Raw genomic sequence first — 21652 nt, 5'->3', positions numbered from 1 at the left:
AACGGGTTATAAGGTATATTTAACAGAGAAATTAATGGTACGGCCGTCAATGGGCCCCCATAAGGGCAGGAACTGCGGCTGCGTAATGCTGCCGGTGTATAAGGCCTCCCGCTTGCCCTGGCGGGCATCAAAAATATTTTCCCCATTCAGCACTACCGTAAAGTGATCGCCAAACTGGCGTGAGATCATAGCGGCCCAGAACCAGTAGTTAGGCGCCAGCTGGTTATTATACAGGTATTGATGGCCTATCCAGGCGCTCTCAATACCAAAGCGCCATTTATCCGGGATCTCATAAGCCAGGGTGCTTGCAAATTTATCCCGCGGGGCAAAGGGCACAAAGGTATGGTCCGGATCGGAGTATTTGGAGGTGGTATGGTTGTAGCCTACATACAGCTCCAGGCCGTTATAACTAAAACGTATATACGTATCAGTGCCCAGGCTCCTGCATTCATAGGGCTGGTTTTGCAGTGATATTTTACCTTCTGCCTGCATAACGGGCAAAATGGGATGTTTGATGTAGGTATAATACAAGGCCTGGTCTATGGTTATTTCCACCGGGCCCAATGCTGTTTGGTAACCTGCATCTACATTAAGCCCCCTGCTTTTTTCTGACTGCATGCCGGTGGTAAGCGGCAGCAGGTCGCGGTAGGCAATGTTCTGTGTCTGGCTGGTAAAAATGGCCGGTGTTTTATAACCGGTGCCGCCGCTCAGGCGTATGGACAGGGCATCTATGGGTTTATACACAACGGCTAAACGCGGCAGTATGTACCAGCCATATACGTTATGATAGTCTATGCGCAGACCTGCTTCCATCATTAACTGCCTGGTGATATTAAAACCATCCTGTGCAAACAGGCCGGTAGTGTTGTAGGTGTAGTTATTAATAAGGCTGCTGTCGCCGCCGGCCCGCTTATATTTTTCGCCGGTATCATTCAGGCCCAGCACCCAGTTATGCCGCCCGCTCTTTTTGTTATAGGCTACTTCTGCATACAGGTTGCCCTGGTTGCCGCGTAAAGCAAAAGTACCTTCGGTATTATCCAGGCGATAATAGCTGTTCACCCCTTTGGCGGTAAGGGTGCCGCCGCCTAATTGTTTGCGGGTAAATTGCAGGTCTATGCTGTGCCGGTGGCTGTTATTGGTTTCCGTATATTGGTGCACACTGTCCATATCATGCGCCAGCACCTGCATATCGCCACCGGCGCGTTTTTCAATGGTGCCGGTATAACCTGCTACCAGCGTGGTATTAGGATCTATATAATAAAAAAAGCGGGGGTGCAGCGTGTACTGCCGTAAGCGGGGCACATCGCTAAACCCGTCTTTATTCACATCACTTTCATTTTGTACGGTAGCGCCGGCAAAAAGGGTAAGGCCGGTTTTTTTCCAGCGTTGCGCGTAATAGGTGTTTACATTATTTTCTTTGAGGGTGCTGCGGTTCAGCAGTACATTCAGCTCCGGCTCATTGCCCGGTGTTTTGGCTATAAAGTTGATCATGCCTGCAATGGCGCCACCGCCATACAGGGTGGATATGGAGCCTTTAATGATCTCGATCTGCTTCAGGTCCAGCGGGGGAATGGCCAGCACGCCAAAGTTGCCGCTCAGGCCTTCATACACCGGCATACCATCGCGCAGCAGCTGAGTGTACTTACCATCCAGCCCCTGCATACGGATGGCATTGTTGCCATTTACGGCAGAGGTGTTCTGGATATGGATCACCGACAGGTCGCCCAGGATGCTGGCCACATTGCCGGGTTTAATGCCGCTTTCTTCCTGCATATCTTCCTGTCCCAGCACTTCCACTTTCATGGGCAGGTCTTCCAGGCGGCTGTTGGTACGGGTGGAGCTAATCACTACCTCCGCTATGTTCCTGACCTGCGGTTTCGGCAAACCGGGAACCGTGTCGGCCGGAGCTTGTCTGGTAGCGCTGTCTTTTGCAATGATCTGCGCCTGTGCTGCAAAAACGCTGCACAGGAAGACTATAGTGTATAACAGTTGTTGCATAGTATTCCTATGCTGCAAAGGAAGGTTTGGAATTTGTAGAGAATCTGGAGATGGTGAACGTGTGCACACCATTTTCAAAGTAATAGCTGATCGGGAGATTATAGGTATCGCAGATCTTTTTCACAATGGCCAGCCCCAGGCCGTTGGAGCTGTCCAGCACAGCGCCGCCTTTTTTAAAACGCTGAAAAAGCTGCTGTTGCGGAATGGCCGGCCAGCTGCTGGTATTGCTGATGCTGAACTGCTGATCATCCAGCTGCAGCCTTATTTTGCCGCCGGTATAATTATAGCGGATGGCGTTACCTACCAGGTTACTGATCAGCATATCTGCCAGCGCGGCCGGCATTTGCCAGGAGGTATCATGGGTAAGCTGCGTTTCCAGTGTAAGCTTTTTATCTTTTATCAGCTCATCCAGCAGGCCCAGGTATTGTTTGGTAACGTGCTGCAGGCTTTCCGGCTGGGAGGTATCGTACTGGTGGTTCTCTATTTTGGCCAGCAGCAGCAGGGAATGGTTCAGGCGGGCCAGGCGTTCCAGGGCTTCGCTGCTTTGGGCAATGGCATGCAGCTGCGCATCGCTGAGGGTTTCATCCTGCAGCAGCAGCTCCAGCTTACTTTCCGCAATGGCCAGGGGTGTTTGCATTTCATGGGCCGCATCTTCCGTTAGCTCTTTAATGCTTTTGTAATCTGCGTGTATGCGTGTTATCATGGCCGTTAGTGCGGTATGCAGCTGGTTAAATTCCTTGATGGAGGAAGGGGTGAAGCTAACGCTTTCCATCTTCTTGAGCTCAATGCCATGCAATTTTTCCAGCGACTGGTAAAAGGGCCGCCACAGGCGTTTGCTCAGCATCCTGTTCAGCAGCAGTATGAAAATCAGCAGGCCGCCAAATACGATCAGCATTACAATGAAGATGTTCTTTATAAGATCATCCCGTTCTATCAATGATTTGCGGATAGTTAACAGGTAAGAATTATTGTGGATGCTTAATACCTGCGTAAGCTGGCGGTAAGGCGTTTTTTTTCCTTCTATATCCTGGTACAGCATTACGCTTTCCAGCACCGGTTTTGCCTGTGCGGGCCGTGTTACCGGCTGCAGGCTGAACTCCGGGGTGGAGAGCTGAAAGACCGGGCTGTGAATACTTACGGTGTCCATATAACGCAACCACTGGATCTGGTCGTTCAGCAGCTCTTCATCTATTTCATGCCCGATCTCTTTATTGAACTGGGAAAAGAGGTAGAAGGTGCTGATGGTAAGCAGCGGTAATACCAGCAGCAGGAAATAAATGGTGGTTTGCGTAAGAAGCTTCATCGGTCTCATACAGCCCGGTTTATTGATCAGACCAGCGGTAGCCGGTACCATAAATGGTTTTAATATAATCTTCACCGCCGGCTTCCAGCAGCTTGCGGCGCAGATTCTTGATATGTGAGTAAATGAAATCGTAGGAGCCTGCCTGGTCATAAGCATCGCCCCAGAGGTGGCCGGCCAGCGCAGTTTTGGTAACTACCCTGCGCTGGTTGGCAATGAAGTATAGCAGCAGCTGGTACTCTTTGCTGGTAAGCGTAAGCGGGGTATCCTTTACAAAAACTGCTTTGGAGCCCGGCGCTATACGGATCTCATTGAAATGGATATTGGTGTTGCCATCAAAATGTTTACGCCGCAAAATGGCATTGATACGGGCATTCAGCTCCGACAGGTGAAAGGGTTTGGTCAGGTAATCATCGGCGCCCAGGTCCAGACCGCTGAGCTTATCTTCCAAAGAGTCTTTGGCGGAAATGATAATAATACCGGCTTCTGATTCCAGCGCTTTTAATTCTTTAATAATATCCAGGCCATTGCCCTGGGGCAGGCCTATGTCGGCTACAATGCAGTCGTAATCGTAATCATTCACCTTTGCCATGGCCTGGGGAAAGTCAGGCGCTGTTTCACAGATATATCCCTGCTGCTCCAGGTACTGGCGGATGGCCGTTTGCAGGGCCGGTTCATCTTCTATGACCAAAACTTTCATGAATGGATAACAGATTAGGTGAACGAATGTTTTTATGGCTGTTTTTTCACAAAATCCTGCAGGTACGTGCATTCCGCTGCTATGTTCTCATAAAAGGCGGTATGCCTGTACTCCTTTACCAGGGTTGGAAAATACGGATTTTTATACGTAGCCGGGTACCACCATTCCTCTTTGCCGGTTAGCTGCGCATGTTTTTGTGCGCAGCGCGCTGCCATGTATAAGGCTTTGGCTTTAAATTCCGGGTCAGTGGCTGCATCGGCTGCTTTTTTATAATATTCCTCCGCACGGTAACAGCCAAAGTATTCACGCAGGAAAGGTGATCTTTCATATGCCGGCTCATACCACCAGGTGCTGGGGCGGTAGCTTACAGAGAACTGGTAGGAATGGCCGTAATAGGAAATGCTGAACAGCCCTGTTGCATATTCAAAATACACTTCCGGCGCTACCTTTGCATCCTTCATCTTTTTTTCCAGCTCCACCATACGGGTAGCATATTCCAGCTGGCTAATGCCATGGCGGATGGAGTCCTGCTCCTCATACCCAAAATCCTGCAGCTGCTCCTCAAACACCAGTTCCGAACGGCGGGTGCTGCCGCTGCGTTTAAACCAGGCAACGGCATTGGGGAAATCGTGCTGGCGTACATAGTTGATAGCAATAACCTCTCCAAGCTGCTGTTCTGTAAAGGGCAGCTGCTCACAGAGATATTTTTCAAAAGGCGTTTTGTTTTTGCTTTTATACAGGCTGGATAAGGAAAGCAGCTGGGTGGTAGACATGCTATCTGCAATAAAATCCTTTCCGCTGGGGCTGTTCCAGCGGAAGTATGAAGGATCAACCTCATCCCTTTTTGTGAGGATGAGGGACAGGCGCACGGTATCTTGCTGCCGGGCATAACGCGGCGCAATAATATAATCCAGCAGGTTGCGGTACATGCGTGTGTAAAAGGAAGCGTTCATCCAGGTATTATCGCCGGGGGAGTTCCAATAGATGAAGTGATCGTTTTTCTCTTTGGGGAGCCTGGTGTCCAGCCATTTCAAAGAGGCCAGCAGCTTGTTTTCATAAGCTTTATCTATGCGGGGCTGTTCATTAATGTTCACCAGCAGCTGTACAATTTCCCATTGGTCCTGCAGGTCGGCCCGTTGTATATTGGGTTTTGCGGCTGCCAGGCGGGTATGGGCGCCGGCATAGTCTTTTGTCATAAAGGAAAGGTAAGCGGATGTGATCTGCCACAGGGCCGGTTCTTTTACCTTACCCAGGCCGGCAATGCTGTCTGTAAGCCGCTGCAGCGCTTTTACGTCATTTGCTTTAAGGCTGTTCTCAGTGTACCAGTAGTTGATCTTATTGGCATCGATGTTAATGGCATTTTGCAGGTAACCATCTTCCAGCTTATTCACCTCTCTGGCCAAAAGCACATCCAGGATAGGCGCGGTAGGGTCAAAGCGGTACACTTCCCGCAGGCCATTGAGGTTAAGGGTTACAGCCCTTGCCGCGTACATGGCTGCTACGGTGGCTTTTTCTGTAGTGCTGTTACACAATTTCAGCACTGCTTTTTTATCAGCGCCTGCCCAGCCGGTGTTCAGGTAGGCCAGGGTGCGCTGGGAGGGCGCTGCTTCAAATACACGGGAGAACAGGTATACGCTTTCTGCTTTTTTGCCGGTACGCAGCAAAGCGCCTGCTTTTAATGCCAGCGCTTTATAGTGAATAAGAGAGGTAGATGGCAGCGGCGCCGCCAGTGAATCATAATAGTGAATAGCTGTTTCGTACGACTTGCTGAAATGCGCCATGCGGGTGGCCTGGTAGGCAAATCTTTCCTTAATGAACGGATCTTTACAGGCGTTATACAGCTGTATGCTGTTGCGGGCCAGGCGCATCATGGCAGCGTAATCCGGTGTTGGCGGGTTCCATGCATCGGCGATATTGGTATATACCTCGCATCTTTTAGCGAACATAAGGTAACCCAGTGTTTCTTTGTCTTTGCTGCTCATGAAATAACGGGTAAGCGTATTGTTGCTTACGCTGTCTGCCGCCTGCAGCGGTGTTCCTTTATCAATGCTGGTGTACAGCGCCGTCATTTGCGGACGGGAGTAGGTGTAAATAAATTCCAGGAGGTCCTCATCAGTTACCTTTGCCTCCTTACCGGAAAAAAAGGCGCTCCATTCGCGGAGGTTGGCGGTTTGCTCCGGCTCATCCACCCCGTAATATTGGCCCAGGGAAGTATAGTAGAAGGGTTCAAAGCCCTTGCCGGCAGCAATATTGGGGTTATAGAAATTAGTGTAATAATCATAGGGGTCCGGCTCAGGGCCGCAGGAAAATACATAAATGCTTTCAGCAAAAAAGCAGGCCAGCAGGCTAACGAAGAATACTATAAGTTTTTTCCAGTTCGGGTAATGCATATTTATTAAGCTCGTTTTCATCCAGGTGATAAAATATAACTACGGGGTTATAATGCTGCCGTTGTTTAGCCAGGTACCGGGCGGCGTCCCAGAGCAGCGCGGGCGGGCAGGTTTCATACCGTACTTCCTCGCCGGCATGTAAGGGATAGCCTTTTACAATGGTGTCCTTTAACACGGTGTATAATTGTTCCCCATTTTTACTAAAAATACGATGGTTGCTGAAATCATTTTCTTCCAGGTTACGGAGCAGGCCTGCGTAAGAACGGTGCCGGAATAATACGCTCCACCTGAACAATGGCAAAGCCAGGTCTAAAGATAATGGATAATGCGCTATCCTTTTATTGCCGGCATAGGATTCCAGGTCGTTCATATTAAGAATGGAGTTATGGTCGCCATACTGGCGCAGGTTGCCCATGTTATAGCACATCAGCAGGCCTTTATCTGCCGGCGGTGCGCCGCTGGTAGCCAGGAACTTTACCTGGTGCAGGCGTATGGTAACGGAAAGCTGCTTGCCCTGCATAAAGGGCTGCCGGCGAAGGGCTTGCAGGAATGCAAAATAGGCGGTTTTGCTGTTGCGTGTCCAGTCGCAATCTATTTGCACTTCCCCTGCCTGCTGCGGGCTGGTTTGCGCCAGCAGCTGCGCCACCTGCCGGGCCAGGGTATCTGCATTCACCTGCTTCCATACATCGTTTACAATGAATACAGTAGGTATTACCTGTATGCCGGCGGGGAAGGGGCTGCGCTGGTCCAGGCGGGCTACGGGAACGGCTGTATGTTTGTCTGCGGCCAGGGTTACGTCGAACATTTTTACGTAAAGCCTTTGCATGCGGAGGGTATTGAGTGTATTTAGCTCAGTGCTGTCAGGCTGGTAACGCTGCTTCCAGAAGTAAAAGGCGCGGGTAATGGGGCGCGGTTTGGTGCAGGCCAGGCAGCAGCAAAAGAGGTATAAAAGCCAGCGTTTATGCATTTGCCGGCAAAGATAGCGTAGTAACATAAATTTTCCCGGAGGCACGTTGTTTTAACAATTGCTCCGGACGTTCCTATCTGTTTTTTCCGTAAGTTTGTAGAAATGACAGGTAATATCTACCATATAGCTAAAAGTCGCCCGATCGAGTATGTGATACTCGATATGAGCGATTGCTATACCTGGTCATTTCCCGAATTTCTACCCTTTTGTCTTCACCTGTACTATTTCTCCAGCTTTAAGGCCTTTAAAACTATTGCCCAAGCCTAATTAATCCCACAAAGGCTTGGGGTTTATCTGCATTTAATTATTCCCATAATTAATCATTTAAATGATCTTGCTATGCGCCGGAATCAACAAAAGATTGCTGCAAGCAGAACTGTAGCTGCAATGGCCTTTTTGCTGAATGCAATTGTGTTGGAACAGGGATTCGTATCAAATCCCAAATGGTATAACATTGCCTATATCACCTTTCCCTTAATGCTGATCTATGTGATTGCTTTTCGTAAGCAGCTGTATAAGCAGCAGGGTGTGCGTATTGATAACAAAAAAAATGTAAGCGATGAACCTATTATTTCAACGGCTTCGCCAGTTAGGGATCGATAACAATGTTTCATTTACCGGCCAGGAATTACTGAAGGATTGTATCATCGGTTTTGCCGGTATACACCGTAAGGTGGTCGTATTAAAGCAGAACGATACGGCTTTCCAATCTTTTGTGATAGACCTGAATGAAGTGAAAAGATGTACGGTAAGAAAGCAATACGGCGCCATCAGGACCGGAGAGCTAAAGACAAAGAAGCTGGATCACTACCTGGAAGAAATGGTGCTGCATTTTGAGCTGAAGAACGGGAAACCGCCTGTTGAAGTTTTGTTTTACAAACACCCCGGTAATTATGTTGGGGAGATTGCGGAACTGGAGCAGAAGGCCCGTTATTGGAGCACTATTTTGACCAAGATGTGCGTGCCTCTGGAAAAGACCGCCTGATGGGGCTTTACGTGAACAGGAAAAGTAATTGTAAAAGCTAAAATGAATGATCTATGCAAAAGATAAAAGAGCAGCTTGTGCTGACCAAATATGATTATGAAGTGATCCTATCCAACCTGAAAAATGGATTGGTACAGGCAACTTTTAACAAGCAGGATGCGGAGGAGCTGGGCGCAGAATTGAAAAAGGCTAAGCTGGTGGATGATGAAGATATGCCTCCTGATGTAGTAAGGCTTAATTCAAGTGTTACGGTTAAAGAGGAGCGCGAAAATAAAGTATTAAAGATCACGATCGTGATGCCGGAGAAGGCCGACATCAAACAAAAAAAGGTTTCCATCATGTCGCCTATCGGAACGGCGCTCATCGGGTATAAAAAGGGTAGTAAAGTGAGCTGGAAAGTGCCTGCAGGAAGAAGAACATTTACGATCCTGGAGGTATCAAACCCAATTAATGCATAACCTTAGCAGCGGCCCGTGGGTGCAGTATGGCACCCACGAAGCGCTGATGCCCAGGGTAGGTTGATGCCGGCGCCTCTGGAACATTCAGCAGCTTGCCGGCGGGTGGAGTGTATGATACCTTTTTGTATATTTAGTGATGTTTGACCAGTTCAGAAATAAATTCCGGCTTGACGATGATAAATGGAACGACTATACCGGCTGTTTTAAACGCATGAAAGTTTCCGCAAGAACAGCGCTTTTAAAGGAGGGCGATATTCCGAAGAATATGTTCTTAATTGAAAAGGGCTGTATCCGTGTGTGGTTTAATAACGATGGAAAGGATGTTACAACCCAGTTCTTCTTTGAAAATAATATGGTTTCTTCCATTGAAAGTTTCAGAAAGGGATACCCAAGCCCGGTAACCATTGAAACCATTGAGCCCTGCGTGTTATGGTACATTCATAAAAAAGATGCAGACCGGATCATTGCGGAGGTAAGCGAGCTGCCTGTATTCCGGGAGATGATCATAGATACCGTATTTGAGCGCACCTTTGATTATATGAAACAGTTCTTTTCCTTTATAAAAGATACCCCACAGCAGCGCTATCTGAACCTGGTAAAGGAAAAGCCACAGGTGGTGCAGCGGGTGCCCCAGCATTATATTGCTTCCTACCTGGGCGTTAGCACGGTGCACCTGAGCCGCATTAAAAGTAAGCTGGCCAAAGAAAAGTAAAGCCCCCCGTATTTGATAACAAATGTTATTGCCCGCCGGTATATTGCCGGGTAGCTTTGCATTATAAAAATTATCAAATATGAAAGCAGCAGTTATGTATCAAAGGGACGGAATGCCGCAATACGTGGATTTCCCTGAACCCGTGGCTCAAAAAAATGAGTTGTTAATTTCTATGAAAGCAGCCGCTATTAAACAGCTTGACAGATCAAGGGCAAGCGGTAAGCATTATTCAATCCAAAATGATCCTGAGCAGGCAACCATTATTGGTGGCGATGGAGTAGGCGTGCTGGAAAACGGCACCCGGGTATATGCCGTTGGCGCAACCGGTATGATCGCAGAGAAAGCCGTGATTGAGAAAGACCGCATGGTGCCCTTACCGGCTGGTATTGACGATGTTACCGCAGCGGCCCTGCCCAATGCCGTGTTCGGATCTGCTATGGGGCTTCGCTTCCGGGCAGGCATGAAAAAGGGTGAAACTGTGTTAATAAACGGCGCTACGGGTTTTACCGGGAAAATAGCGGTACAGATAGCAAAATATTACGGCGCAAAAAGGATCATTGTAACGGGTAGGAATAAACAGACCTTACAGTCCCTGCTGGCATTAGGCGCAGATGAAATTATTACGCTGGAACAGGATGATGAAGCCTTTGTTGCACAAATAAAAGCCATTCATAGCCGCACGCCTGTTGACATTATCCTGGATTATTTATGGGGGCATACCGCAGAACTCATCCTCTCCGCTTTTAAGGGCCAGGGCATGTTCACCCATAAAACACGGTTTGTATCTATTGGCTCTATGGCGGGCGACCTTATTCAATTGTCTGCAGAGAATTTACGAAGCGTAGACCTGCAGCTGACCGGCTCCGGTTTAGGCAGCTGGACAAAACCTGAAGTACAGGAATTGCTTAAAAAAATATTGCCGGAGATGTTTAAGCTGGCGGCAGCAGGTAAGCTGAAGGTGGAAACGGTTAGCGTGGATTTAAAAGACATTGCCAGCCTGTGGGACCTGGATATTCCCGGCGGACAACGCTTAGTGGTCACTATCTAAATTAAATACAGTGAAAACAGCTAAAATTACCTACTGGGTATCTACCAGTATAATAGCAGGAATGATAATATTGTCGGCATACAATTATATGACCAGGGAAGAAGTAAAAGCGATCTGCCGGCATTTGGGGTTTCCGGATTATTTCAGGATAGAGGTGGCATTGGCTAAATTTTTAGGGGCGCTTGCATTATTAGCGCCCATTAGCGGCAGAATAAAAGAATGGGCCTATTTTGGATTTGTGATCATTTTTATTTCCGCGCCCATTGCGCATCTAGCCTCTGGTGATCCGCTTTCACAAAGCTTTGGCGCGCTAGGATATTTAGCGGTGCTGGCGGTTTCTTATATAACCTGGCAAAAGAGGAGGGTGGCAGTTTTGCCGGCGCGCGCTTAAACCACCGCTTCTTTATTATACCTCATCCTGTATTCCAGTGGCGACATCCCGGTTATTTTTCTGAATACCTCCCGGAAGGCCTTCAGGTCAGAATAGCCCACCTCATACATTACTTCATTAATTGTTTTGCGGCTGGTTTCAAAGGCTTTCTTGGCCGATTCAATTTTTACCCTTTGCGAATATTCAATGGGTGTATTCCCGGTGGCTTTAATGAACCGCCTGTCAAAGTTGCGCCTGCCAACAGCAAATTTGGAAGATAGCTGTTCAATGGATATTTTTTCCTGCAGGTTACTTTCAAGATAGGCCTGGGCCTGTTTCACCATTTCATCGCCATGCAGCTTTTGACCGGTAAAGATGGTAAATGCGGATTGGCTTTGGCGGTCCATTTCAATCTGGAATACTTTGGAACAAAAAATGGCGGTTTGCCTGTCAAAATACTTCTCTACCAGGTACAGCACCAGGTTCAGGAAGGAATAGGCGCCGCCATTTGTATAGATCCCGTTTTCATCTGTGATCAGCTTATCCGGCTGTAAATTCACTTTGGGAAACATGCTCCTGAAATTATCTGCAGCCGCCCAATGCGTAGAACAGGCCCTTCCATCCAGCAGGCCCGAGGAAGCAAGCATAAATGCACCGGTGCAGATACTGGCTATTTCAGCGCCCTCTTTATATTGTTTCGCTACCCAATCGATCAGCAGCTGGTTGCCCTTCACTGCTTTCTGATAATTATGATTCAGGGAGGGTATAACGATAAGATTGGTTCTTTTGATACTGGAAATATGGGTTTGTGGCCGCACGGCAAACAGGCCGCCATAGAACTCCACCTCATTTGAAATGCCGGCTAATTCAATTTTAAATAATTCATTCCTGCCGCTTGCTTTCCAGTACTCATTGGCCCGGGTAAATATTTTGTAGGTGCCTACTATGCTGCTCAGGTTATTCTCTCCCTCAGGCACTATGATGGTAAGATGTTTCATTGCAATTCCTTTTTATAAAGGTAACAACTTGTACTGTCCAAATCAACCCATCAGAATTTCCATTTGGCACCCTGCCAATGTGATATTTAGACAATACTTTTGCTAAGTAAAGTTTTTAACCATCAAAATATATTCTGACAATGAGTACATCCTTTAGCACTACCTTCCTGGTAGACCAAACACCCAAAGAAGTCTTCAACGCCGTTAACAATCCGCGTGGCTGGTGGTCTGAAGAAATTGAAGGCAATACAGCAAAGCTCAATGAGGAGTTTTTGTATCACTTTAAAGATGTTCATGTTACAAAACTGAAATTAACAGAAGTTGTGCCTGATAAAAAAGTGGTATGGCTGGTATTGGACAACTATTTTGATTTCACGGAGGATAAAACTGAGTGGAAGGATACAAAGATCATTTTTGAGATCACGGAAAAGGATGGCAAAACCCAGCTTCAGTTCACTCACCTGGGTTTAGTGCCTGACTATGAATGCTACAAGATCTGCTTTGATGCATGGAGCAATTACATCAACAACAGCCTGCGCAACCTGATTGTTACAGGAAAAGGAACACCCAATCCTAAAGAAGGCGGCTTTAACGCTGAGCTGCTGAAAAAATGGGAACTCCAGGGATAATAAGACAATCGCCGCTATTCTAAAACCATCAATAAAAAGCTTATGAACAATCAAAACTTCACCGTTTCCTTTTTGGCAGACCAGACACCGGAAGAAATATTTAATGCCGTTAATAATGTTCATCAATGGTGGACAGAAAATATTGAAGGCAGCTTTCAAAAACAAGGAGATGAATTTGAGGTGCGCTTTGGAGATGTGCATTACTCCAAACAAAAACTAACAGAAGTGGTGCCCGGCAAAAAGATTGTTTGGCTTGTTACAGATAGCCACCTTTCTTTTATTAAGAACAAAAGTGAATGGACGGGTACCACGATCAGCTTTGAAATTGCCGAACAAGGCGGCCAAACGCAGCTCCGCTTCACCCACCAGGGCTTAGTGCCTGATGAAGAATGTTATGATGCCTGTTCCAATGCATGGACCGGTTATATACAGGGGAGTTTAAAGAACCTGATAACTACCGGTAAAGGGCAGCCTACCCCGAAAGAAAAGGTGGCATAAACAAAATATCCACTGTGCAGCTTGCCCTGAAAACTGCGCAGTGGATCCTTATAACGCGTGTTCAAAACCGGACAGGTTTTGTTTCAAAACCGAACAAACCCCTATTTATAATATAACTACTGCATTGTAAATCAATCAAATGAATATGCGGCATTATCTTGGCGCGCAGTCCCCCGCCATCTTGTTTGTTATAGTTCACTGAATGATTGATCTATCATGATTAGAAATTTTTTCAAAGTCGCTTACCGGAACCTGGTGCGTAATAAAGGGTTTTCGGCCATCAATATTACAGGTCTTGCCGTAGGTATGGCTGCTGCCATACTTATTTTTATGTGGATATACGATGAACAAAGCTACGACGGCTTTCATCAGAAGAAAGACCGGATCTATGAAGTGTGGAACCGCGTAGCCCTGCAGGGTAAGGTAACATGCTGGAATACGGTATCAGCACCAACAGCTCGTGCTCTGGAAAAAGACCTGCCTGAAATAGAGCGTACGGTAAGAGCGGATTCATATGGTAATTTACTTTTTTCAGTTGGAGAAAAGAAAATAGTGAAGTCGGGGATGGTAGTGGACACGGGTTTTCTGCAGATGTTCAGCTTCCCGATGCTAAAGGGCAATCCTCTCACAGCCCTGAACGATGTGCATTCCGTGGTGCTTACAGAGACAACCGCTAAAAGCCTGTTCGGCAATGAAGATGCAATCGGGAAAATTATAAGGATCGAGAATAAAGATAATTATACCGTTACAGGTGTGGTAAAAGATCCGCCCACCAATACGCGATTCCAGTTTGATTACCTATTGCCCTGGTCCTATATAAAATATGGGGAAGGACAGGACTATGGCTGGAACGATAACAGCACCCCTACCTATGTACTGCTGAAGCCCAATGTAACCCCTGCTGTTATAAACCGTAAAGTAAAAGACCTTAGACAGCATTATAGTGATGACGCCAAAGCAATGAAATGGGAGCTGTTTATTTACCCGCTTGAGCGCTGGCGTTTGTATTCAAGTTTTACGAATGGCATGGAAGATAATGGAGGCCGCAGCACATTCGTAAAAATATTCAGCATTATCGCAGGACTGATATTATTGATCGCCTGCATTAATTTTATGAACCTGAGCACCGCACGGAGTGAAAAACGGGCAAAGGAAGTAGGCATACGTAAAGTAGTGGGCGCCCAGAAAAGTACGCTCATCGGCCAGTTTATAGGGGAGTCTGTTTTTATTGCCTTCCTGGCAGGTATGGTAGCTATTATTATTGTGCTGATAAGCTTACCCGCTTACAACCAGCTTACAGATAAAAAGCTATCCCTGAACTATGGTAATATTTATACCTGGATGGCATTTATTGGCTTTATTCTGTTCACGGGTCTGTTAGCCGGCAGCTTCCCTGCATTCTTCCTTTCATCCTTCCAGCCTGTTAAGGTATTGAAAGGCACCTTTAAAAAAGCAAATGCATTGGTAACACCCAGGAAAGTGCTGGTGGTATTGCAGTTCACATCGGCCATTGTGCTGATCATCTGCACTATTATTGTGAAACAACAGATAGACTATGCCCGTAACCGGGAAACCGGGTATAACAAAGATAATCTTGTGTACATGTTTATGACTGGCACCATCCCTAAGAACTATACATTAATTAAGAATGAGCTGCTGGAATCCGGTGTTGCAAGATCTATTACAAAAACTAACTCGCCGCTTACAGAAAGGTGGAGCAATGGATGGGGTCAGGATTGGGAGGGAAAGGACCCGAATGACAAAACCACTTTTGACCGGTATTTATCTGATGAAGGGCTGGGCGTTACGGCAGGGCTGCAATTTGTACAGGGCCGTGATCTTGATCTGAAAAAATTCCCTACAGATTCAACCGGGTTAATTATAAATGAATCGGCGCTGAAAGTAATGAAGTTTAAAGACCCCATTGGTAAAGTAGTAAGCGACCTGGGTATTAACTGGCATATTGTGGGGGTTATTAAAGATTTTATTCTTACCAGCCCTTATGAACCCACCCGCCCAATATTGATCTGCGGCGCCAAGAGCAACTTTATGACCTTCCAGGTGATACAGATAAAGCTGAACGGGAATAATTCCACTGCTAAGAACCTGGCAAAGGCAGAAACCATTTTCAGAAAATACAATCCGGAATATCCATTTGAATATAAGTTCGTAGACGATGCCTATGCGCAGAAATTTGATAATGAAAAACGCCAGGGAACTTTAGCCGCTTTATTTGCGGGGCTTACCATCTTTATCTCATGCCTGGGTTTATTTGGTCTTGCTGCGTATATGGCAGAGAACAGGATCCGGGAGATCGGTGTACGGAAAGTGCTGGGCGCATCCATAACAGGCATTACTACTTTATTATCTAAAGATTTTGTAAAGCTGGTTATTATCTCATTTATAATAGCAGCGCCATTATCCTACTGGTGTATGGATAAATGGCTGCAGAGCTATGAATACCGCGTTAGTATCCAATGGTGGGTATTTGCGCTTGCATGCTGCTTATCCGTAGCCATTGCAATATTAACGGTCAGCTACCAGGCTATCAGGGCAGCTATGGCAAACCCGGTGGAAAGCCTGAGAAAAGAATAGATGTATTTTAACAGCTAGCAAACCCGCACCGTAGCAACGTTCAGGATCTCACCCAGCTTTTTGATCTTTGATGCAATGTGGCCGCGCCCTATGGCACAATGATGTGCGGGGCCCTGTTTGTTCCAGGACTCAACAAAATTCCGGGCACCGCCAGGGAACCGGTAACGGCTGTTGGTATTGCCTATTTCCAAAATGGGGCCCGGTACTGATTCTCCCTCTGCAACCAGCAGCTTAAGCGTGCCATCGCCGGTTTCCACTACCGACAGCAAGGTAACCGGTCCATAACAAACCGACATTTCTACGGACAAGCCGTTGCCTACTTTGCCATGGTATACCTGTAAGGGTTTCAGCTTGATCCTGCCTTCGGCTATGCCCGGATGGCAGGGACCATCGTGGCCCATCAACACTACATCATCATTATAATCCATGGCATAATACTCGGTGAAGGAACCACCTGCACCAAAGCTATCCATGATCTTCATGGCCTGGGCATTCTTGATCTCATACTCACCGGCCACGGGAATATTTTTACCTGTTAACAGTGAATTACCTACTATTACGGAGCTGACGGTATTTTCATTAGCAGCATTGCCGCTTCCTTTATGATAATAAGCGAGTGAACCCAGCTGATACTTGTGCACCAGCTTATCCAGCGCCACTGCGGTTTGTGCGGCACGGTTCAATTCCGAAGGCGAACAATCGGGCTGTACTTCAAAGGCATTTTCAATTTCCCGCAATTTGGCTGTTATCTCTTCCGCTGTTACCAATTCGCGCAAGCCGGAGAGCTCATCTACTTCTATCACTTCCATATGACCGCCAAATGTGGCGCACTGCAGGGTAAGATCCGTGTAAATATCCATCATGCCGCCATAGTAATTACCCATTATACCCAGCCTGTTGTGATACATGATACGCGCCACTCTTGCCGCATCTATCCAATCCTTTACCTCGTTCCAAACGTGCGGGTCATGGTTAAGCATGCCGGTTACCTGGTAAAAGGGGATCTTACAACGGTTGAACAGGTTTGCTATTTCAGGTACGGAACAGGATGAGCAATGCGCCAGCCATTCGCCGGTCATGGCGGTGCGGTCCTTTAGTTTATTAAAGCTGGCATAATCTATACTTGCTTCCGGGGAGAGGTTTAACACAATAACCGGTACGTTCGCTTTTCTTACCACGGGCAGCACGGTGGCCGACAGGGCATAGGTAGAGACGTATAAGAATAATATATCCACATCTGCGCACTTAAACGTGGTCCCTGCTTCAAAAGCTTTTTCCGGGGTATCGATCAGGCCCAGGTTGATAATTTCGGCATCAAAGCCTTCCATGTTCTTTGCCACTACATTGATATAGCCTGTTAAGCGGTCCTTTAACCCGGTGAACTGATCCCAGTAGGCCTGCAGGCCTATACCGAACAAGCCGGCTTTTACATTCGTGCGTTTATTCATTGATTTTTCTTTTTTAACTGACAGGCTGTTTATTGAAAATAGGATAAAGCATATCAATAATTTGATAAATCACATGCACTTTTTGATATTTTTACTTGTCACTTCAGAAATCATTATTAGCTTTATCAGGTACCGGGCAACGGTGACTGCCGGGGCCTTTGAGCATACACTTGTAATACCGGTGGGCTATGGTCAATTATTATAAATATCTTCCGGTTAGTAAAGAGGACGAGAGCTGGGGATTAACAGTTTTAAATGCAGGTTGCACGCATATTGAAGCCACGAACGATTACCCTTTTAAAGATCATCCGGCACATCATAACTTTAACTGGAACAGCTGGCGCATTTTGCAGGAGTACCAGGTAATATATATTACCAACGGGCAGGGTGTTTTTGAATCAGATAGCTATAAACAAACCATTATTAAAGCCGGAACCATCATTGTGCTGTTCCCGAATGAAAGGCACCGCTACAAACCGGATAGCCATACTGGCTGGGATGAGTACTGGGTGGGTATAAAAGGTGATATTATTGACAACCTGGTAACATCAGGCTACCTGCGGCCCGATAATCCATGCCTTTATATTGGTTTTAACGACAGCATTTTCAATATCTATAATTGTATTATTGAAAAAACCAGGGAGGAAAGATCCGGTTATCAGCCCCTGGTATCGGGTGCGGTGCTGCATTTAATAGGGGCCTGCCACGCTGCTGTAAAGCAGAGTACTGCTGAGAACAGGGAAGCGGAAAATATCATCAACAGGTCAAGACTGTTATTCCGGTCAAACATCAGCAACGCTTACTCACCGGAGCAGGCTGCGCATGAATTGAATGTGGGTTATTCCTGGTTCAGAAAACTATTTAAGAATTACACAGGGCTGTCGCCCGGCCAGTATTACCTGCAGCTAAAAATTGAAAAAGCCAAAGACCTGCTGAGCAACAGCAATGTGCCTGTTAAAGAAATTTCGATAGCGCTTAATTTTGAATCGAGCTTTTATTTCTCCAAAATATTTAAAGAAAAGACAGGCCTGCGCCCTACAGAATACCGTAAGCGGAACTATGATCCGGCTACGGGCTAACGTTTAGAGCACGGGCCTGTATATGCTTACCTGCCGGCGTGTGTACCTGTGGTCTGCAATAGCTTCACCAAAGGCACAGGACCCGGATCAGTGGGCAGTCCATTTGCTTCACGGATCAGCTGAAAAATATGATCCGGGCGCACCACTATATAATCTGTATTAAGGGAATTGGCCACGTTCTTAAAGCTGGTAGGCGTTACATCCTGCCAGGGCTGCGCCTGTATGATAATGAAGCGCGGTGAGGTTCCATTCCACCCCGCGGCAGCAGATGCAATATGATCTTTCATGGCCTGCTCATTTGTGCAGTAATTGCAGGAAAGCGCCATGCCCGGCAGGCTGTTGTTATAAATGGTAAGCCCGCCACCGGTATTCTGGGCCGTAAGGCCAAGCGTTGTTGGCGCATAGCTGGCAAAGGTTTCCCCAACATTTTGATTGATGCCGCCGGTAATCGTATTCCAGATAGTTATAACCCTGAAGCCTGCACGCTTATTATAGTCCTCCGTTTTAGCTGCAAACTGGTTCAGCGAGCTTTGAGAGGGCCAGCTGTTGGGATAGGCGTAACCGTAACCGGAAGGGCCGGAGATCAGGTTATCATTATTGGTGGAGCTTTGCCAGTAATAGTTTAACGCCCCGGGCATTGCATCCAGCATAGCAGGGGAGAGGGTCCATCCCATGGGCACTGCGCCACGGTCAGGATTGTTCCACAGCTTACGCATAAGATGCTCCACATACTGTAAGTTATCGCCATCACTTAATATAAAAGCCACATAGATCTTATTCTGCAATGCCGGTTTGGGGGGCATCGGTTTAAGATTTACGGTTCTGGACATGCCGCTATGCACCGTGAGGTTGGTAGCCCAGTCACTTGCAACGGTTGCAATGCCGTAGCTGGAGGCCCTTTGTACGCCCGGGCCTTCTTCCGGCCACCAGCCCATGTAGTTGGCGCCGGCCGGCATGGAGGATAAAAAGCTGTTCAGCAAGGTGCTTTCAGCTGCTACATTGGGATCCAGCCATATCACTGCGGCACCCAATGCAGTAGCATATTCACGCAAGGCTGCTTTATGCACCTCCGGATTTAACCCTATTAGTAAACGATGATCAATGTTGGGCCAGTAAGTATTATAGATCGCCTGGTATACCTGCAGCTTACTGCTATACTGGCCGCGCAGGTCTAGCAGCACCGGTAAATTATAGGGGGCGGCTGTTAGCCTTGACAGCAGGTCCGGTGAGGCTATGAGCGCTTTCCTGTCTTTGGCCAGTATGGTTGCCAGGTTAACGGTATGGATCTGTGCCGGATCGTAAACAATTAACCCGGATAACTCACTGCGGTATTTAGTGATCAGGTTCCATTTGTCTGCCGGCTCAGTCCAGCTTAAACCTAATGACTGCAGCCAGGTGTATTGTCCTTCCGCAAATGCATCGCCTTCATAGGAGAAGATCCGCGGTTGCGTTTTGTTAACAATGCCTTTCAACGAAGCAAACAGGTACATTTCAGCGGAGGAGTTGTTTTGCTGCAGGCCAACCCAGTCCACCTTTATATAGGCCGCTCCCCGCCAGTAGACGCGCAGCTCAAGTGATTGATTAGCTGCAGGCATTGTAAAGGGCAATGTAAAGCTGGTGTAATTGGAGGCTATGGGGAACTGCCTGCGGGTAATGGTTTGCGCGGCAAGGATCTGGCCGGTTGTAGCATTTCTTACATCAATATCCACCACAGAATCGTCGTTCGCGGTGTTGTTATCGATCTTCATGCGGAACTCCGCTACATTAGGGCCAGCCGGGGTGTTGGTATCATAGGGGCCAAAGATCATATGCTCATTGGGTGCGTCGATGCCGGTTTGGCAAAGCCAGCCATCCGTCTCTAAGCGGCCGGTATGGTGGCCCAGCGAAGAGCCTTCACCTTCCCAGCGCGAGGTGGTTTCCCGGAGAATGATCAGGTCCTGCGTTTGCGCGGTTGCAGGAAAGGAGGGAAGAAGCTGGGTAGCCGGCCATGTTACCTGGGCTAAGGATGGCATAATGAATAATTGAAGCAAGGGTAACAGCAGTGCTGCAATCTTAGTAAGAGGGCTAATTGGTTTACACATGGGTTGAAGGTTAAGTAATTGGTTAATAACAACGCTCTTTCCCGGAAGTGGAATTATTATATGGTATGTACGATCTATCCGGCAAAAGGGCAAGAATACGGGTTTTCCACAATCATAACTGGCGTAAATGATTGTATGAAGGTTTTCAATAGCGTACCGTAAGGGCCGGTTCATTCCTTTACGGTGAGCAAGGCCTTATAAAAATAAGTATTATAATTTGTAATTGAAATTTTATCCTGGGTTTCACATTGCAGTGGCATAGCCAGGCGCAGGGTGAAAGGGCTGACTGGTACGGATATTTTTTAAGCGGTAGCCCGTTACAATTTTATTTTCCTAGTTTTGATGGGTAATGTATATCTGCAACCAACCATAAGCATGTACTATTATAAGAAAAGATCGCGTGCTGCACAGTTAAGGACAGAACCTGGAAAGATCCGTCAAAGCCTGCATTCATTCACAGGCTTAATGCTGGTATTGATCTTTTTAGTGCTTAGCTCCTGCCCGGTCAGGAATGCGCTTTTCTCCTATCTCAAAAAGGGGCATGCAGAACAAAAAAGTACAGGGGGCACAAAGATCACTGCCCATGATATGTGTGCTGGCCCCAGCATTAGCAGGATTATTCCTTCGCCTGAGCGTTTTTCCCATAACGTTCCTACCGCTTTAACCACGGTTCTTTTTATAGCTTTTCTTACCTGTTTTGATCTTTTTAAAAAGATCATTCACCGGTTTTACAGTCCTCCTGCCTTCAGGATCAATCCCATTCCCATTTATCTCAGGAACAGCGTGTTTTTAATCTGATACCGGTCTTAACATCTGTGGATCTATTGTTCGGGCTTCTGAACAGGCTCTGGGCTGTTTAGTATCGTGTACTTAAAAATTATCAAACATGCTTAACAACACTTTTTCGATAGCGGGTAAGAACTACCGGCAGCTGGCTCCTTTATTTTTACGGTTAGTGACCGGTTTTGGATTTATGGCCCATGGCTGGGCGAAATTAAGCCGGGGGCCGGCGGGTTTTGAGAAGCTATTATCCCAGACCGGTGTTCCTTTTCCTCATATAATGGCCTGGCTCTCCACCTTAACAGAGCTGTTTGGCGGGTTGGCCATTTTCCTGGGAGTTTTTGTAAGCATCGCTGCCATACCGCTTATTATTACCATGCTGGTGGCTATGTTCACTATTCACATTCACTACGGTTTCAGCTCCGTTAAAACCATCGGCTTAACACCACAGGGCCCTGTGTTTGGGCCTCCGGGGTACGAGATAAACCTGGTGTACATTGCCGGTTTGGTTTCGCTGGTCATCACCGGTGCGGGCGTTTTATCTGTTGATGCCTGGTTTGTAAAAAGGAAAACACAGCGCTGATTAGAAAATAACAGAAAGTGAATTGATCATTGC

20 protein-coding genes are annotated in these 21652 nt (G+C 47.1%); 12 read left to right on the top strand and 8 right to left on the bottom strand.

Features of this window, described 5'->3' with window-relative positions:
• Positions 1-6 precede the first annotated feature (6 nt).
• From BMZ54_RS28430 to BMZ54_RS28410, 5 genes are read right to left on the bottom strand one after another with little or no spacing between them, the layout of a single operon-like run.
• Positions 7-1998 (bottom strand): TonB-dependent receptor plug domain-containing protein, encoded by a 1992-nt coding sequence (locus BMZ54_RS28430; protein ID WP_162277692.1) that lies wholly within the window; start codon positions 1996-1998, stop codon positions 7-9.
• Between the two features lie 7 nt (positions 1999-2005).
• The gene (locus tag BMZ54_RS28425; protein WP_162277691.1) at positions 2006-3310 is read right to left on the bottom strand and encodes a sensor histidine kinase; all 1305 of its coding nucleotides are present in this window, start codon (positions 3308-3310) and stop codon (positions 2006-2008) included.
• A 10-nt stretch (positions 3311-3320) separates the two neighbouring features.
• Positions 3321-3998, bottom strand: a complete 678-nt coding sequence (locus BMZ54_RS28420) for a response regulator transcription factor (RefSeq protein ID WP_089919914.1) — start codon at positions 3996-3998, stop codon at positions 3321-3323.
• Between the two features lie 32 nt (positions 3999-4030).
• Positions 4031-6409 carry a hypothetical protein gene (locus BMZ54_RS28415; protein ID WP_143081168.1) on the bottom strand — a complete coding sequence of 793 codons (2379 nt, stop codon included), beginning with the start codon at positions 6407-6409 and terminating at the stop codon, positions 4031-4033.
• Entirely contained in the window at positions 6345-7382 is a 1038-nt protein-coding gene (locus BMZ54_RS28410; protein ID WP_143081167.1) for a hypothetical protein, read from the bottom strand. The genes BMZ54_RS28415 and BMZ54_RS28410 overlap by 65 nt, the downstream gene beginning before the upstream one ends.
• A gap of 312 nt (positions 7383-7694) precedes the next feature.
• On the opposite strand from BMZ54_RS28410, the gene BMZ54_RS33080 reads away from it, so the two are divergent.
• The 6 genes from BMZ54_RS33080 (at position 7695) to BMZ54_RS28380 (ending at position 10949) form a co-directional block, all read left to right on the top strand.
• Positions 7695-7958, top strand: coding sequence for a hypothetical protein (locus BMZ54_RS33080; protein ID WP_089919908.1), 264 nt, complete (start codon positions 7695-7697; stop codon positions 7956-7958).
• A complete protein-coding gene (locus BMZ54_RS28400; protein ID WP_089919907.1) occupies positions 7915-8340 on the top strand; it encodes a hypothetical protein in 426 nt (141 codons plus the stop codon). The genes BMZ54_RS33080 and BMZ54_RS28400 overlap by 44 nt, the downstream gene beginning before the upstream one ends.
• A gap of 53 nt (positions 8341-8393) precedes the next feature.
• Positions 8394-8798, top strand: coding sequence for a GreA/GreB family elongation factor (locus BMZ54_RS28395; RefSeq protein ID WP_089919905.1), 405 nt, complete (start codon positions 8394-8396; stop codon positions 8796-8798).
• A 136-nt stretch (positions 8799-8934) separates the two neighbouring features.
• Positions 8935-9510 (top strand): Crp/Fnr family transcriptional regulator, encoded by a 576-nt coding sequence (locus tag BMZ54_RS28390; protein ID WP_089919903.1) that lies wholly within the window; start codon positions 8935-8937, stop codon positions 9508-9510.
• 79 nt (positions 9511-9589) lie between these two features.
• Positions 9590-10558: a quinone oxidoreductase family protein gene (locus BMZ54_RS28385; RefSeq protein WP_089919902.1), complete on the top strand. Its 969-nt coding sequence runs from the start codon at positions 9590-9592 to the stop codon at positions 10556-10558.
• A gap of 10 nt (positions 10559-10568) precedes the next feature.
• Positions 10569-10949, top strand: a complete 381-nt coding sequence (locus tag BMZ54_RS28380; protein ID WP_089919900.1) for a DoxX family protein — start codon at positions 10569-10571, stop codon at positions 10947-10949.
• On the opposite strand, the gene BMZ54_RS28375 is transcribed toward BMZ54_RS28380, so the two are convergent.
• The gene (locus tag BMZ54_RS28375; RefSeq protein ID WP_089919898.1) at positions 10946-11926 is read right to left on the bottom strand and encodes a GlxA family transcriptional regulator; all 981 of its coding nucleotides are present in this window, start codon (positions 11924-11926) and stop codon (positions 10946-10948) included. The two genes, BMZ54_RS28380 and BMZ54_RS28375, sit on opposite strands and share 4 nt — an antisense overlap.
• Before the next feature lie 140 nt (positions 11927-12066).
• Here BMZ54_RS28375 and BMZ54_RS28370 point away from each other — a divergent pair, with 140 nt between their 5' ends.
• From BMZ54_RS28370 to BMZ54_RS28360, 3 genes are all read left to right on the top strand, one after another.
• On the top strand, positions 12067-12555 hold the full coding sequence (locus tag BMZ54_RS28370; protein ID WP_089919897.1) for an SRPBCC family protein: 489 nt from the start codon (positions 12067-12069) through the stop codon (positions 12553-12555).
• Between the two features lie 42 nt (positions 12556-12597).
• Positions 12598-13053 (top strand): SRPBCC family protein, encoded by a 456-nt coding sequence (locus tag BMZ54_RS28365; protein ID WP_089919895.1) that lies wholly within the window; start codon positions 12598-12600, stop codon positions 13051-13053.
• A gap of 216 nt (positions 13054-13269) precedes the next feature.
• Positions 13270-15648, top strand: coding sequence for an ABC transporter permease (locus tag BMZ54_RS28360; RefSeq protein WP_089919893.1), 2379 nt, complete (start codon positions 13270-13272; stop codon positions 15646-15648).
• 14 nt (positions 15649-15662) lie between these two features.
• On the opposite strand, the gene BMZ54_RS28355 is transcribed toward BMZ54_RS28360, so the two are convergent.
• Positions 15663-17096 (bottom strand): arabinose isomerase, encoded by a 1434-nt coding sequence (locus BMZ54_RS28355; protein ID WP_089919891.1) that lies wholly within the window; start codon positions 17094-17096, stop codon positions 15663-15665.
• Between the two features lie 188 nt (positions 17097-17284).
• On the opposite strand from BMZ54_RS28355, the gene BMZ54_RS28350 reads away from it, so the two are divergent.
• Complete coding sequence (locus BMZ54_RS28350) at positions 17285-18175, top strand: AraC family transcriptional regulator (RefSeq protein ID WP_089919889.1); 891 nt, start codon at positions 17285-17287, stop codon at positions 18173-18175.
• Positions 18176-18201: 26 nt separating this feature from the next.
• Here BMZ54_RS28350 and BMZ54_RS28345 read toward each other — a convergent pair whose 3' ends face one another.
• Positions 18202-20187 (bottom strand): GxGYxYP domain-containing protein, encoded by a 1986-nt coding sequence (locus BMZ54_RS28345; RefSeq protein ID WP_238386712.1) that lies wholly within the window; start codon positions 20185-20187, stop codon positions 18202-18204.
• 444 nt (positions 20188-20631) lie between these two features.
• Here BMZ54_RS28345 and BMZ54_RS28340 point away from each other — a divergent pair, with 444 nt between their 5' ends.
• Positions 20632-21054 carry a hypothetical protein gene (locus tag BMZ54_RS28340; protein WP_143081166.1) on the top strand — a complete coding sequence of 141 codons (423 nt, stop codon included), beginning with the start codon at positions 20632-20634 and terminating at the stop codon, positions 21052-21054.
• Between the two features lie 88 nt (positions 21055-21142).
• Complete coding sequence (locus tag BMZ54_RS28335; protein WP_089919884.1) at positions 21143-21619, top strand: HvfX family Cu-binding RiPP maturation protein; 477 nt, start codon at positions 21143-21145, stop codon at positions 21617-21619.
• Positions 21620-21652 lie beyond the last annotated feature (33 nt).

It is taken from the genome of Chitinophaga rupis (assembly GCF_900109685.1).
GTDB classification, from domain to species: Bacteria; Bacteroidota; Bacteroidia; order Chitinophagales; family Chitinophagaceae; genus Chitinophaga; species Chitinophaga rupis.
Note: the sequence above shows the minus strand (reverse complement) of the source record. Positions and strands in the feature narration are given on the sequence as shown.

Bases quoted from the DNA above. Each gene is read 5' to 3' on its own strand.
- BMZ54_RS28355 (WP_089919891.1), bottom strand. From the start codon at position 17,096: ATGAATAAACGCACGAATGTAAAAGCCGGCTTGTTCGGTATAGGCCTG.
- BMZ54_RS28385 (WP_089919902.1), top strand. From the start codon at position 9,590: ATGAAAGCAGCAGTTATGTATCAAAGGGACGGAATGCCGCAATACGTG.
- BMZ54_RS28350 (WP_089919889.1), top strand. From the start codon at position 17,285: ATGGTCAATTATTATAAATATCTTCCGGTTAGTAAAGAGGACGAGAGC.
- BMZ54_RS28345 (WP_238386712.1), bottom strand. From the start codon at position 20,187: ATGCCATCCTTAGCCCAGGTAACATGGCCGGCTACCCAGCTTCTTCCC.
- BMZ54_RS28415 (WP_143081168.1), bottom strand. From the start codon at position 6,409: ATGAAAACGAGCTTAATAAATATGCATTACCCGAACTGGAAAAAACTT.
- BMZ54_RS28375 (WP_089919898.1), bottom strand. From the start codon at position 11,926: ATGAAACATCTTACCATCATAGTGCCTGAGGGAGAGAATAACCTGAGC.
- BMZ54_RS28420 (WP_089919914.1), bottom strand. From the start codon at position 3,998: ATGAAAGTTTTGGTCATAGAAGATGAACCGGCCCTGCAAACGGCCATC.
- BMZ54_RS28400 (WP_089919907.1), top strand. From the start codon at position 7,915: ATGAACCTATTATTTCAACGGCTTCGCCAGTTAGGGATCGATAACAAT.
- BMZ54_RS28430 (WP_162277692.1), bottom strand. From the start codon at position 1,998: ATGCAACAACTGTTATACACTATAGTCTTCCTGTGCAGCGTTTTTGCA.
- BMZ54_RS28360 (WP_089919893.1), top strand. From the start codon at position 13,270: ATGATTAGAAATTTTTTCAAAGTCGCTTACCGGAACCTGGTGCGTAAT.
- BMZ54_RS33080 (WP_089919908.1), top strand. From the start codon at position 7,695: ATGCGCCGGAATCAACAAAAGATTGCTGCAAGCAGAACTGTAGCTGCA.
- BMZ54_RS28340 (WP_143081166.1), top strand. From the start codon at position 20,632: ATGTACTATTATAAGAAAAGATCGCGTGCTGCACAGTTAAGGACAGAA.
- BMZ54_RS28395 (WP_089919905.1), top strand. From the start codon at position 8,394: ATGCAAAAGATAAAAGAGCAGCTTGTGCTGACCAAATATGATTATGAA.
- BMZ54_RS28425 (WP_162277691.1), bottom strand. From the start codon at position 3,310: ATGAGACCGATGAAGCTTCTTACGCAAACCACCATTTATTTCCTGCTG.
- BMZ54_RS28410 (WP_143081167.1), bottom strand. From the start codon at position 7,382: ATGTTACTACGCTATCTTTGCCGGCAAATGCATAAACGCTGGCTTTTA.
- BMZ54_RS28370 (WP_089919897.1), top strand. From the start codon at position 12,067: ATGAGTACATCCTTTAGCACTACCTTCCTGGTAGACCAAACACCCAAA.
- BMZ54_RS28390 (WP_089919903.1), top strand. From the start codon at position 8,935: ATGTTTGACCAGTTCAGAAATAAATTCCGGCTTGACGATGATAAATGG.
- BMZ54_RS28335 (WP_089919884.1), top strand. From the start codon at position 21,143: ATGCTTAACAACACTTTTTCGATAGCGGGTAAGAACTACCGGCAGCTG.
- BMZ54_RS28365 (WP_089919895.1), top strand. From the start codon at position 12,598: ATGAACAATCAAAACTTCACCGTTTCCTTTTTGGCAGACCAGACACCG.